We start from the raw sequence: 14,087 nt of genomic DNA, 5'->3' as shown, positions 1-14,087 counted from the left end.
TTACCGAGCGTTATCCAGCCGGTGATGTATCTCTGCGCAATGCAGGTAATAGCTTGCCCATTTTAGCAGATGCTGAGTGTGTGGGCTATGTGGATTCGGATAGTGCAATGTGGATGACGCATCCCAAAGCCATCTATCTTCATGCCGGAGAGACTTGGATTGTGGAAGAATTGGATTTGGAAAAACAGGTAGTCCGCATTCAACCTTTTATGGCAGATTATTATACTCAAGCGATTAGAGAAACGGAATTGCTGCTTGAAAAACTGATGCGAATTCATCAATACAAGTGGGGAAACAAGCATTTTGGTAGAATTATCGTACAATCCAGAGTAACCGGATTTAAAAAAATCCGTTTGGGCAATATGGAGAATTTGGGTGTAGAAGAGCTGCAATTGCCTATGCAAGAACTGGATACAGTGGCATGGTGGATCTCTCTGGCAGAACCGACTGTAGAGAACATCCGCAGTAAAGGTTTGTGGAATAGCGACCCCAATAACTACGGGAAAGAATGGAAAAAGATTTGTATACAAATTCGCGAGCGAGATAAATATCGCTGTGTAAACTGCAAAGCCAAAGAAGACGGCAAAGCATGGGACGTTCATCATATAGTCCCGTTCAAAAAATTCGCAAGTACCGAAGAAGCTAATAAAGCACAAAACCTTATTACCCTTTGTCCGCGATGTCATCATCTGGCAGAACAACGGGTGCGAATTCAAAGCGGGATAGCTGGATTGGCATATCTTATTCACAATCTGGCACCATTATTTGTGATGTGCGATCCTAAAGATTTGGGTTTATACTTTGAGATAGAATCTTCTTTGGCAGATGGAAATCCGGTTATTGCCTTGTACGATATGGTACCCAAGGGTATTGGCTTGTGTAAAAAGCTGTATGATATTCAAGAAAAAGTACTGACCGCAGCCTTCGAGCTGGTTTCTGAATGTGAGTGTGAAAATGGTTGCCCTGCATGTGTGGGACCAGTAGCGGAAATGGGTGAGGGTGCCAAGGAACAAGCAAAAGCCATCTTAGACGAATTGCTCTGCAGATAAACATAGCTGTTATGAGACCCGTTGCACATCCATATATAGCAGATTTATCTTGCTAAATATCGGTATGGTGGGCTTTTTCTGATCGTAGCTATGCCTACCCCACCCACACTTGTAGTTTGGAGCTTTACCCCGTATCCCGATTATTCAACGATCTTTTATTATCTTTAAACCTTGCAAAAGCCTTGCTAAGGTTTATTATATCAATTAAAACACATAGGTAAAGGAAATGGAAGAAATTGTTTATCACGTGGTGAAAGATACAGATAATAAGCGAATCTTGGAGCTGTATAGAGCTGCCGGATGGTGGCAAACTGATGAAAATCCCCAATATATTGAAACAGTAAAAGGCATAGTATCCAATAGTTTCTGCTTTGTAATAGCCAAGCGGAAAGAAGAAATAATCGGAATGGGCAGAGCCATATCCGACGGGTTTAGCGATGCCTATATTCAGGATGTTACGGTTTGGGAAAATGAACGAGGCAAAGGCATTGGCAAAGGCATCATCAAAGAACTGATCCGCTTTCTTGAGGCTCATGAAATTCAATGGATAGGTCTTATTAGCGAACCAGGATATGAGGATTTTTATAGTAAACTGGGCTTTGGGCAGATGAAATCCTACACTCCATTCCTTTATAAAAAAGAGTAAATATGTCCGATTCAATAAAAATGTCAGGCTTGAAAGACCTGGAAGTGACTGATACGCTGATGCTGAGAGAATATCTCAGCCGCTGGCCGCGTGAACACTGCGATTATACCATTACAAATCTGATAGCCTGGGGCAAAATCTATAGCAATAAATACCTCATCTACAAGGAACGGCTGGTAATCTTTAACCCCAAGTATCAATATATCCTCTTTCCAATTGGTGAATATCTGGAGCCTAAAGAACTCGCCGAACTGGTTGCTCTGTTTCGCAAATACTATCCCGAATCGAATCTTATCCTCTATCCACACGATTATGCGGAGTTGAAGCCCAATATATACGATTATTTTGACGTTTATGAGGATCGAGATTGGGCAGATTACATCTATAGTACCGAAAGTATGGTGCAATTAAGAGGCAAGAAACTGGCAAAAAAGAAAAACCTGATCTCTCAGTTCATGCGTGCTTATCCGGAATATAAAGTGATGAAGATTAGTAATGACCGCTTGCCTTACATCATGAAATTCACTCATAAATGGCGTCGTGAACGAAGTGCTGAAGGAATATATCTGATGTCCGAATTCAAGGCCATAGAAAACACTATTGATAACTGGGATAAACTTCCCGTAGAAGGCTTGATCATTTGCCTAAGACAAAAGATTGTGGCGTATAGCATCTTTAGCCAACAAACGCCGGATATGGTAACGGTGCATTTTGAGAAGTTTGATCCCGATAAAAAGGGCTCGGCACAGGTTATAACATGGGAAACTGCTAGATACCTGGAAGGTCGCTATAAATGGATCAACCGCGAACAAGACGTAGGTTTGGACGGCTTAAAACAAGCTAAAATGAGTTATGTTCCAGATCGTTTTTCCCTTTTCTTTGCGTCCAAGCTAAAAGCAGATACACAAAGACCGCTAATGCCAGAAAACTAAGGAAAAAAGCGGTAATCCGTAAGGGGCGTGGGTTGAATAGCATCTGCCACAGCACCGGATAACTATCGGAACGTTGCCAGCGATTGCGATAGTATAACAGCGTATTATGAGGTTTTATCTCCAAAAGATTGCTCAACTTTTTGATGTGCCGCTGATGATAGCCTCTTCCTGCTTTAGTTCCGGCGAGATCATAATATGAATAACCATGATAATCGTATTCGGGAAGCTTTTCAATCAATGCCCTATATCCCTTATCAAAAAGTTCTTTTGCAAATGGATTGCCGGTAGAATGATAGTATTTATTGAGCTCTAAAAGAGTACTCATCATGCCGCTCAAGGCAAAATATGGCTTTTCATGGGGGTATTCCATAAACCATATACTGCTGTCCGAAAGAGCTACAGAAACACCAGTTACGTTGGGTTTTAGGCTGTAAAGTAACTTTTCGGCAATAGATAGAGTCTCTATATTGCGATCCATTGCAGCTCGATCTGCAAATGCATTCATTCCCACAGACTGTGTAAGCGCTGAAATCCATGGGGCTTCCTGCTTGTATTTAGGATAGGAAAAATGATAATACATATAAGCTACAGAATCGTTCACAACCGTGTTTTTGATGAGCCAATCGGTAAGCTGGATAAATCTTTGGGGGTTGCCCCCAAGCTTGCGTTCAATATTTAGTTCTTGGGCTTCACTTGCAATGAACAAAGGGTTATATTCCTTATCTCCGTTGCTGTACCATTGCATGGGAATACCATTTTTATCTTGAATATAAATCTGATTGAAGGGTTTTCCGAACACTTTTGCACGTACAACTTCGGCTACTGCATATACTTGCGGCTCAGCTACCTGCCACAACAGACTGATAAATAGAAGAGAGACTATTAGGGAAACAATTATTAAGTGCTTTTTGGGCATCCGATTATTGATTGCTCCTTTTAAAAATAAAACTTATGGCATATAGAATTGCTTGGCACATCACAATGGTAGCGCCTGTGGGCAGATTGAGAGCAAAAGATACAGCAAACCCAACCAGAGCCGAGATGATGGCAAGCAAAACTGCCAGTATTATCGCAATGTGCAATTTTTGCACCATATTGAAGGCAATAACCGCTGGAAGGATTAACTGAGCCGTCACCAGAATGATTCCCGCACTTTTGAGATTAAAGACAATGTTCGCTGCCATAAGCAGATAGAAGATCTTATCTACTCCACTTATACGGATTTTAAAGACCTTGGCGGTTTCCGCATTGTAGCTTAGATAAAATAGCTCCTTATAGAAAAATAACACAAAGACTATGTTCAATACATTCAATACTCCTAATGCCACAAGCTCGGCATTGGAGACAAGAAGAACATTACCAAAAAGATAGCTGGAAAGATCGAAAGTATAGTTTCGGGAAAGCGAAATAAGGATTATTCCCAAAGCCATAGAGAGCGAAAGAAATATGGTGATAGTATTGGCTTCCTGAATTTTATGGCGTTTTGCCAGCCAGGAAATGCCCAATGCTACCGCACTTACAAATATCAAAGCTCCCAAGGTAAGATTGGTTTTGGTGATAATGGCTATGGCTATTCCAGCAAAGGCAATATGGGAAAGCGCTTCACCCATATAACTTATGCGGCGCAGGGTTACATACGGCGCAAAGATCGCCAAAGATATGCCGCTTAATACAGCTCCCATCAAAGCACTAACTAGAAATCCCGGCATTAGTAATCCTTTTCTATCAGGCGGAAGGTTTCACCAAATGTTTTGTGAATAACATCTGCATTAACTAGTTCGGAATGGTTATGGCAATGCAAGCGACGATTTAAGCAGATAAGGAAGTTACAATACTCGCTAAGTGTGTGTAAATCATGAGAAATGGTGATTATAGTTTTTCCGGCATCATTTAGCTTTTTAAGTAATTTAAAGAAGCTGCTTACACCCAAGCGATCTATCCCAGCTTCTGGTTCATCTAAGATAAGGTAACGACTTTCGAACAGGATTGCCCTTGCCAGCATCACTCGCTGAAGCTCCCCACCGGATAGATTTCCGATTTGTTCGCCAGCTTTTTCTGCAATGCCACATTCATGCATTGCCATCAATGCTTTTTGGCGATGTTCGCTTGTACATCTTTTACCCCAGCCAATTCTTCCGGCAATGCCCATCAGAACGATATCCAAAGCAGTAGCAGGAAATCCACGGTCAAATTCCTCCCGTTGCGGAAGATAACCAAACCCATCGGATTTCAACCATTTCTCTTGTGGTATACCATCAATCAAGATGCTTCCTTCCTGCAGTTCGATAATGCCCATCAATAGCTTAATGAGGGTAGATTTTCCGGCACCATTGGGTCCAATTATCGCAGCAAAAACATTATCGGGAATTTCCAGATTGATATCCTCAAGAATGCTTTTCCCTGCAACTCGATATTGCAGATCCTTAATCTGGATCATTTCTGCCTCTTATAGAATACTTGTTTCAAAAAGCCTGCTTCATAGATTCCCAGTTAAGCAGGATCAATTGCGCAATTGTCTTCGCTTCTAAAGTGCTTCCAATGGGATCTAAAGTACCCAAATCCAATTTGTATTCTCGTGCAAGTACTTCGGCAGATTTAGGGTTTTGCTGCGGCTCAATAAAGATCCGGCGCACACCATGATCTCTAATCTTAGCACCCAGGCGAGCAAGTTCACGCGGAGAAGGTTCGCGCCCAGGAGAGCTTTGAACCCAGCCCAGATAGTTTATATCGTATTCCGCAGCAAAGTAATGGAAGCTATTGTGATAAGTTACCAAAGCCGGCTCACGAAATGCCGTTCGTTCCTGTTCTATTTTTTCATGCGCATCATTCAGCTCGGCAATGATGTTTTCATAGTTGTGGGTAATAAGCGGAGCAAAGCTGGGAAAGCGGGATACCAGCTCAGTTTTGAGCTTGGTTGCCAATTTCAGCATCATCTTGGGAGATGTCCAAAGATGCGGATCCCCGCCCGCATGCTGATGATTATGCTCTTCATGTTCTTTTTCGAGCTGATGCATCTGCATGTGGCGTATTTGATTAAGTGAATCCAGTGCAATCAAATCGTTTAGTAGATCGGCACTAATCATTAGCTTTTCTTTCATAGTGCTGAGGTGTTGCATAAACACATCTTCCAGACCCATTCCATTTATCAGTATCAATTCTGCTTTATGCAGATTCTTCAGATCAGATGGTTGGGGGCTGAAAGAGTGCACCGAAGCATTTGGCGGAATAATACTCCGCACTTCGATGGCATCGCCCACCATTTGTTTTAAGAGCAATTCATACGGATATATTGAAGCAAGGATAAGTACTTTTTCCTCATTTTTCTTTTCTGCCGGAGCCTTGCAACCGGATAGGGCAATAAGCATTATCAAAATGATGCTACCAAGGGTTTTCATTACTACTCCCAAGCTTGCTTGTAGGATAGAAAATAATCCCAACAGAAGCAATAAGCCTTATTCCATATTGCGAATAAGGTTGGTTAGCAAGCGCACTCCCACACCGGTTGCGCCATAATTATCGGTCCCATGTGCTTTATCGTTCATAGCTGTGCCAGCAATATCAATATGTATCCAAGCTTTGTTTTGGACAAATTCTTCAATAAATAGCGCAGCCGTAATGCAACCCGCTAAGGGTCCGCCTACATTCTTCAGATCTGCAATTTCAGATTTGATTAGTTCTTTATAGTCTTGATGCAAGGGCATACGCCATATTCTTTCACCGCTTGTTTCGGATGCAGTAGCGAGTTTGTTATACCATCCATCATCGTTACTTAATACTGCCGAAAAATCTTTTCCAAGCGCAGCTACAGCCGCTCCGGTAAGCGTTGCGATATCTAACACTCTATCTGCTTTTTCTTTTTCTATGGCGTAGTGAATGGCGTCTACAAGAGTCAATCTGCCTTCGGCATCGGTATTTAAAACTTCAATGGTTTTGCCAGACATCGCAGTGATAATATCGCCCGGACGATAGGCATTAGATCCGATCATGTTTTCGGCAGCAGCGATTACGCCTAATACGTTAACTTTCAGCTTCAAAGTCGAGATAGCTGCCATAGCCCCAATAACAGCCGCTGCGCCACCCATATCACTTTTCATGTTTACCATGCTTGGACCTGGTTTTAGGCTGTATCCGCCGGAATCGAAGGTAAGTCCCTTACCTACTAATGCACAGAGTTGATGTTTCTTATCCGGATTGCCATTATAGCGCATTAAAATGAGTTTGGGCTCGCTTTTAGATCCCTTACCCACACTCAGCAGAGCTTCCATCTTGAGGCGTCTGAGCTTATCCACAGAGTATATGTCTATCGAGAAACCGTATTGTAGGGCAGCTTTTTTGGCATGATCGGCAAGGTTTTCAGGATTCATCACGTTTGGTGGTTCATTAACCAAATCCCGCGCCATATTCGTGGCTTCGGCGTATATTCTGCCTTCAAGGATGCCCCGGTTTATGTGGCGATTTGTTTTGGTAAAATAGATAAGATGGATGCTCTCAATATCGTGGTTTTTATCCAAGCTTATATATTTATTAAATTTATATGAAGTTAAGATGGCTGTTTCAGCAAGAATATGCCCCAAATTCACTTCCGAAACTTTTAATTCGAAACCGAATATTACGTGTACATGTTTGGCCTTCAAACGCATGGCTTCTCGCCAGGATGCAGCAAAGACCTTACGTAATCCGTCCAGCCCAAGCTTGTCTGTATCTCCAGCGCCAGCCAGTAATATGTTTTGCGGTTTTTTGCCAACCATTTGGCTAAAGCTTTTTACTTTCGCCAATTCATAATTATACTCTTCTGTTTCGGAAAATAACTCTATAGATTCGCGTGTCTTTTCGTCCAAGAGTTCCATTTCCGATATCTTGGCATCTTCTTCATTGATTATCACAAGGGTTTCGATATGCTCCGGTATTTTCCGGCTAACATCGATTTTCATGGTTACTCCTTAATTTATCTGGTATATTAAAAATCTTCGGATAAGCTGAGGTAGACTTGCGGTTTACTGATCTTAGAAAAATCTGTAAGCCATGCTACATCGAGCTTGAGAACAAAATAACCAATATTCAATCTGGGTCCAAATCCGTAGCCCAGCTTGATATCTTCCAGTTTTCCATCTATTGCGCCGCGAAACTTGCTATTATCGTTCCATACTGCGCCTGCGTCCACATAAGCCGATCCTCTAACATTACCCAAACTGAGCGGCAGAGGAAAAGCCATAGCAATATAATCCAAAAGAGGAAAGCGCAATTCCACTGTGGTCAATACTTTCTTTTTGCCGGCAAGGTTATAATCCAATGCGCGCACGCCATAATATCCGCCCAAAGAAAAATAATCTGGATCGGATCCCGTACTAATGCCCGCATTTGCCCTTAGCGCCAACGAATAGCGTTTGCTAAACAAAGTGTAACTACGCAGATCTATATAATTAGTAAAATAATCCAAATCTTGCTTGGCAAAACTCTTACTTGTGCTCAATATCCCCTTAAAGCCCAAAAGCGGTCCGGTTGAGCCATAAAGCGCATTGTCGTACACCAGATTTATGCGTGGGGCGTAGGCTACCGTTTTAACATGATCAATATCCTCATCCCAGTTATCTGTTTCTATATTGCCATCCAACAAATAATCCCAATGCATCTCGTAATCAAAAAGCATATTCTCAACTTCCACCCGGGCAAAACGGTTGAAGGGATACCTCGCCAATGCGTAAAATCCGCTTTGTCGTTGACGCAGACGGTAATAATCGGATTCTCCTTGATAATAATAGAGATAATACGCTTCATTATATAGATTATAGACCCCAAATCCCAAATCTGTCCTGCGCTTAAGATACAGATATGAAAATACCAGATTACTCTTTTTAATCTGATCTGCAATACCCACGCTGATGCCTATGCCATGATCCCCCATCAAATCGCTAAGTCCCACTTCCACACTGCCGATAGCCCCATAACTGGAGCTGTATGCCAATCCTCCCCAAAGGGTATCTAAAGCAAAGCGTGGACGGTATTTTTGAATAACGGGGGGATTATCTGATGCCTCTTGAGGACGGTCATCCCAAGAGAAATTTACAGCAATCTGAGCTGTATCCGGAACAACGGGTTCAAACCCGCTTATAAAGGGGCGTCTGCTCTCTCTACTGGCATTAGGATTTCTACTCCGGACAGGTTTTGATTTATCGCTCTTGCCATATTTATCCAATTCCGTAAAGTCAATTCTATCTAAAAGATCGTATTCTTTGTTATAGGGCGTTGCGGCATAAAACTCTTGATACTGCGGGTTGGGAATTGGATTTGTTTCAAAATAGATGTTCCAAGCTCCGTTGAAATAGTTCGAAACCACCATGTAATTGCCGTCTTGAGAAAAATCTCCATTATAGATGCCGGCAAGCACGTTGCTAATAGTAGCAATCTGATTGCTTTCCGAATCTATTAGTTCCAGATTCGTAATCTCATTGCGAGCAGATACAAAAGCTATCTTATTGCCGCTATCTAAATACATGGGTTGAGTGCAGTTATACGTTTCATTTGTAATCTGCCACAAACTGCTACTCGGCAATCGATACTCAAAGATATCCATGCTATAGTTGGCAAAGTATCCATACCGGTGAGACTGAGGATCTTCATTACGCTCCGAACTAAATACAATGCGTGTACCATCTGGAGAAAAACGAGGTTGAGCATCGTAAAAACTATCGTTGGTTAGTTGTTGTAAGTCCTGGTTTTCGATATTGTAGATATAAATATCGGTTTGCATGTTCTGTTGAGCACTCATTACAATTCTTTGCCCATCTGAAGCTACATCCAATTCAAATATGGCACGCAAATTCGGTATAGTAATAGTATCCTCAATTTTTCCTTTATCCACGTTTAGGATGTGGATACGATCCCCCTCAGTGGTTTTGGCAGCAAACGCCAGACGCTTGCCATCGGGAAACCAGCTCAGATTGCTCCGCATAAAATAGAACTCTTCCAATTTTCCAGTAGTTTCTCCGGTTAAGATCTTGCGCGGTTTTGCTATACCATGAGTGCCAGCCAACCAAATGCTATACCGCGCTCCGGCATCAGAAAAATATGCATAGCGACTGCCATCGGGAGAGAATCGCGGCGAAAAATTGAAATACGAGCCATCTTCTTTATTATTGGTACGCCTTTCATACTCTTCCTGAGGTATCTTATGGCTATTAACAGTTGGATAGTAATCTCGCTTTAGTTGATATTTCCAGCGGGATTCCAACTCGCTAAATTTGATGCCAAATACGCGTTTTGTCGCCTCTTCCAAGTTTGTCATCGTTCGCAACGAGTAAAAGTATTCACTTACCTTATCTCTGCCGTATGTATTGGCTATATACGTAAGAAAACTCTCCCCCAAGCGATATGCTAAATAACCATCTATATAGTCCAATCCGGGCAGGTTGTCGTTTACCACCATATCCAAAATGAACATATTGTTATATTCATCTTCCCCACCTATTGAAAGAAATTCTGGCAATCCCTCCGAAAACCAGAAAGGGAAAGCACTGGGACGCAAAGACTCGATGGCGTTGGTTACTCTTTCATCCAGCGCATTTATATAGGCATGCGTAAGTTCATGTGCCAATAACTCTTCCAAATTGCTGTAGCTGCCATCAAATGGTACCACCACTCGATTTCTTAAGCTTTCAGTAAAGCCTCCAACCCCCTCCGATAAGAGCGGATAGATAATATTTGTTACTTGAAATTCGCTTTTTGTGCTATAGAAAATCAGCGGTATTCTGCTCAATACCGGATATTTAAGATCTGCTTTCAGATAGTAGTATATTTCTTCAGCCATCAATGCTGCGGTTTTGCCAAATTCATCCTCGCCTTTGAGAAAATAGATATCGAAGTGCATGGTTTTTAATACCGACCAATCTTGCACAACGGCATTTACCTTGTTTTGCCCAAAGCTTTGAGCCATCAATAGGCTTATCCCCATTAACAGGATTACGAATAGTATTTTTTTCATATAATATTAAAATACAGAGAACTTAATATATTTGCGAGGATTTTTCTTAATATCGGCAATCAACTCGTCCAAATTTGTGATGGATTCTAACAAACGTTCATACAACTCATCTTCATTTAACAGCTTTCCAGCACTACCTCCACCCTCGGCAAGATTTTTTGCCTGTCGGTTTAGATTTGTTGAAAGAACTTGTAGGCTATCTAAAGTAACATTTACTTTAGTAAAAGTTTCCGGCGCCATCGATAAAGCATTTTGCAAAGGCTCCTTACTCTCCTCTATTAATGAATTTGCCACCATCGTAAGTGAATCCACTTTGTTGATTATGCCAATAATTTCGGTTTTAAGTTCAGTAATGCTATTCCCCGCATTTACTATTACGTTATCTGTATGCCGTAATAGATTTTCGCCAACATCCAACATACCACCCTCTGCATCAATATCGTGCAAAATCTTTTCCAGTTTATTCAACATCTCCCCTGCCTGCGCTATCATCGCCATCATGCTAAGAGGTTTTTCACCTCGCTGTTCTTGCGTTAAATCCAGATATTCATTTCCGTTAATCGGTAATATGTTGAGGCTTTTACTGCCCATTAGACTATCCTCAATATAGAATCTGCTTCCTGCTGGAACCTTTATATCCTTGGATATTTTGCCCACAACCAAGATGCCGTCTTTGTGGAGTTGCACTTTCTTCACACGCCCGGCTTCCATGCCCCGATACATAATTTTATCTCCGGTTGCCAAGCCCATAACATCGGTAAAAACTACTTGTAATACTTGCTGTTTCTTCATCGTAAGCCTATTTGAAAGCCACAAATAGCCTATTAATAGAATTAGAAGTATAACCACTGTCCAGATTCCGGTTTTTATGCGTGTACTGCGTAGATGCTGATAAAACTGTGCCACATAGCCGCCTTTTATGTTTTTAGCTTCTTCTTCTCTGCTGCTGGAAACAAGATGTTGTTTAATATCAACCGGTATCCGGGTGAATTTTTATGCAAATCCAATACCGTTTCCGGATCTCCCACCATGTGCTGATAATCTTCAGGATCATGCCCACCATAAAAAGTGAAAGTTCCCTTTCCCAAGTTTCCATGAATGTATTTTACATCACTCTGCTTTGGCACTTCTGCCAATATTATTACACTTTTCTTCACTTTATCCCTATAAAATGAGGTAGTTTGACCCATAAATCCATTTATAATATTAGTGTGACACTGAGTTAGCATAGTGGGCACAGGATCGTACTTTGCCGAAAAATCAAAGAGCTGAAAATAATCGCCCTCGGCACCACGTATTTTGCTGTAGTCACTGGCATCAATATCCGAAAATTCATATTCAAAAGGACTTGTTTTCAATTTGAAATTCTCGAAGGCAAAAGTATTATCATAGTTCAACTTGTTCTGAAAATCAGCATCTATCCCATCCGAATCTATCGCTGCATCTACTACATCCAAACCTCTGGCGGCAAGCGCAATATCTATCGTATCGGTTGCTCCGCACATAGCAAATAAGAATCCACCTGATACTACAAATTCACGTATCTTCCATGCTATATCGTGCTTCAATTGCCAAACTTTGGCATATCCATGCTTTGCTGCCATTGTCTCATTTACTCTTACGTCCGTTTGATACCATTCTGTGTGACGATAGGAGCCATAAAACTTGCCATACTGCCCGGTAAAATCCTCATGATGCAAATGCAACCAATCGTAATCACTCAGTTTACCCGAAAGAACCTCGTCGTCCCAAAGCCTATCGTAATCTATTTCAGCATACTCCAAAGCCATACTGACCGCATCGTCCCAAGGCAGAGTATTGGGAGGAATGTAAACGGCAATCTTAGGCTCTTTCTCCAAAGTTACCGCCTCCATATTCGCTTCCTGAATCTCCTGCAAAATTGCTGCTACTTCTGCCGATCCGATACTTTCATATCTAACTCCCCGAATATTGCATATAGCTATTATCTCTGCTGCTGATGGCATCAAAAAACTGCCCCCACGATAGTTCAATAGCCATTTTACCGTTATCTGCTCTTTAAGCGCATCAAAGGCTACTCCATAAGCTTTGAGATGATTAGTTTGTGTGCGATCCATAGGAATCAGAAGCTCGGCAGATACACTGCTAATTATTAATAGGCTCATTAGAAGCAGAGCGGCAGATTTAATTACTTGAGGGGAAATTTGCATATCTTAAACTCTACTCCTTTAATATTTTTGACATACCATATATACGAATTTCTTGGCAGATTCCTGCAAAAGCTCGTATGATGTCAAGTAAAATCTGTTTAGGCTACATAGAATCTACGTTTGAGGTGATAATCTACTGCAAAGTGACAACGAAATCTGCAAATTGTGCAGCGAAATCTGCAAACTGTCGCATCGTTGCTCATCCTTTCTAAGACCCCTTTAGGTAGTTTCTGACAGCCTTTCTGCAAATAGGATCACCGAAAACTTCAAATTCTGACAGGGTTTCTGCAGGCGGATTTATCTTAGCATCGTGCCTACCCAAATTGATATCAAATTCAACAATTCAATCGTTAGCTCCCTAAGTGAATAAGAGATCTATTCAATGGTTGCATGTATCCGATTCTGTAACCTAGTTTTCAAATCATCAATGTTCTCCCACAGGATAAAATTGTAATGGCGAACATCAAAATGTACTTGAGGTGCATCAAAATAGCTCTTCTTACATGTAAATATCACTTGTTTACCAAGGCCATGTGCAAAACCAGATTCATAGTATACCCCTAGGTTATTACCCGTAAGATCTGCAATGATGAATCTCGCATTTCTGATTTGTGCTATAATCTCATCACAGACACCTTCATTGTAGTTTGTTTGATCTATTCGTATAGGCTCATAGCCACACTCTTTAATACATTTCTCAAAACCGTTTTCCCATGCATCTGCCATGCTGTTATCAAACCACATCGCAACAAACGCTTTGTTTGAATCTATTCCTGTTCGTTTAATTTTATCTAACCTTCTCCAACCATCCAGAGTAATCTCCATCTTTTGATTGTCAAAGCGCTTGATATAGCCTAATTCCACAGCGTATTGTATTATTTTTTTAAACTGCTCTGCACTTTTTACTGGGATAGACGGGTAGTCTGTATCGTTAAATTCAACTATTCCACCAATATCGGGATTCCTCTTACTTATCTCTTTCAGCAACTCGTCAACTAATTCTATCGGGTTATTGGGAAAATTCGTGTTGTTAATGTACTCCAGGTAATTACCGGAATTAAGATGGACAGATTTACCTTTATTACTTATTATTCTTGTAGCGCAACAGAGTTTCCACCTTTGAGTCTCATCTAGAAGGCCTTGATTGTTATCTAATTCATCTGAAATCTCATAACTACCACAATACTGACAGCTTACACTTGTTACTGTACGGTTTCCTACTGAATTTTTGTCTTCTGCCGCTTTCCACATATCGTTTTCCAGTTTCTTGATATTTAGCACTGAGAACTCTCC

12 protein-coding genes are annotated in these 14,087 nt (G+C 41.3%); 3 read left to right on the top strand and 9 right to left on the bottom strand.

The annotated features are described in order from the left end of the window. The 3 genes from LHW48_03010 to LHW48_03000 all read left to right on the top strand — a co-directional run. Positions 1 to 1,049 (top strand): DUF1998 domain-containing protein (locus tag LHW48_03010; GenBank protein MCB5259430.1); only part of this gene is annotated, 1,049 nt, incomplete at its 5' end. Positions 1,050 to 1,275: 226 nt separating this feature from the next. Next, positions 1,276 to 1,695, top strand: a complete 420-nt coding sequence (locus LHW48_03005) for a GNAT family N-acetyltransferase (protein MCB5259429.1) — start codon at positions 1,276 to 1,278, stop codon at positions 1,693 to 1,695. 2 nt (positions 1,696 to 1,697) lie between these two features. After that, positions 1,698 to 2,627 (top strand): phosphatidylglycerol lysyltransferase domain-containing protein, encoded by a 930-nt coding sequence (locus tag LHW48_03000; GenBank protein ID MCB5259428.1) that lies wholly within the window; start codon positions 1,698 to 1,700, stop codon positions 2,625 to 2,627. On the opposite strand, the gene LHW48_02995 is transcribed toward LHW48_03000, so the two are convergent. The 9 genes from LHW48_02995 to LHW48_02955 all read right to left on the bottom strand — a co-directional run. Then, positions 2,536 to 3,543: a D-glucuronyl C5-epimerase family protein gene (locus tag LHW48_02995; GenBank protein ID MCB5259427.1), complete on the bottom strand. Its 1,008-nt coding sequence runs from the start codon at positions 3,541 to 3,543 to the stop codon at positions 2,536 to 2,538. The two genes, LHW48_03000 and LHW48_02995, sit on opposite strands and share 92 nt — an antisense overlap. A 4-nt stretch (positions 3,544 to 3,547) precedes the next feature. Continuing rightward, a complete protein-coding gene (locus LHW48_02990; GenBank protein MCB5259426.1) occupies positions 3,548 to 4,336 on the bottom strand; it encodes a metal ABC transporter permease in 789 nt (262 codons plus the stop codon). Continuing rightward, positions 4,336 to 5,064 (bottom strand): ABC transporter ATP-binding protein, encoded by a 729-nt coding sequence (locus LHW48_02985; protein ID MCB5259425.1) that lies wholly within the window; start codon positions 5,062 to 5,064, stop codon positions 4,336 to 4,338. The genes LHW48_02990 and LHW48_02985 overlap by 1 nt, the downstream gene beginning before the upstream one ends. A gap of 25 nt (positions 5,065 to 5,089) precedes the next feature. Then, positions 5,090 to 6,022, bottom strand: coding sequence for a metal ABC transporter substrate-binding protein (locus tag LHW48_02980; protein ID MCB5259424.1), 933 nt, complete (start codon positions 6,020 to 6,022; stop codon positions 5,090 to 5,092). 57 nt (positions 6,023 to 6,079) lie between these two features. After that, positions 6,080 to 7,558: a leucyl aminopeptidase gene (locus LHW48_02975; GenBank protein ID MCB5259423.1), complete on the bottom strand. Its 1,479-nt coding sequence runs from the start codon at positions 7,556 to 7,558 to the stop codon at positions 6,080 to 6,082. 26 nt (positions 7,559 to 7,584) lie between these two features. Continuing rightward, positions 7,585 to 10,605 carry a BamA/TamA family outer membrane protein gene (locus tag LHW48_02970; GenBank protein ID MCB5259422.1) on the bottom strand — a complete coding sequence of 1,007 codons (3,021 nt, stop codon included), beginning with the start codon at positions 10,603 to 10,605 and terminating at the stop codon, positions 7,585 to 7,587. 6 nt (positions 10,606 to 10,611) lie between these two features. Then, entirely contained in the window at positions 10,612 to 11,511 is a 900-nt protein-coding gene (locus LHW48_02965) for an MlaD family protein (GenBank protein ID MCB5259421.1), read from the bottom strand. 11 nt (positions 11,512 to 11,522) lie between these two features. Continuing rightward, positions 11,523 to 12,749, bottom strand: a complete 1,227-nt coding sequence (locus LHW48_02960; protein ID MCB5259420.1) for an asparagine synthetase B — start codon at positions 12,747 to 12,749, stop codon at positions 11,523 to 11,525. 420 nt (positions 12,750 to 13,169) lie between these two features. Further along, the coding region (locus LHW48_02955; protein MCB5259419.1) for a nucleoside 2-deoxyribosyltransferase at positions 13,170 to 14,087 on the bottom strand (918 nt) is incomplete at its 5' end.

The sequence above is a fragment of the Candidatus Cloacimonadota bacterium genome (assembly GCA_020532355.1).
In the GTDB taxonomy this organism is placed as follows: Bacteria; Cloacimonadota; Cloacimonadia; order Cloacimonadales; family Cloacimonadaceae; genus UBA5456.
This window is presented reverse-complemented; position numbering and strand designations above follow the sequence as displayed.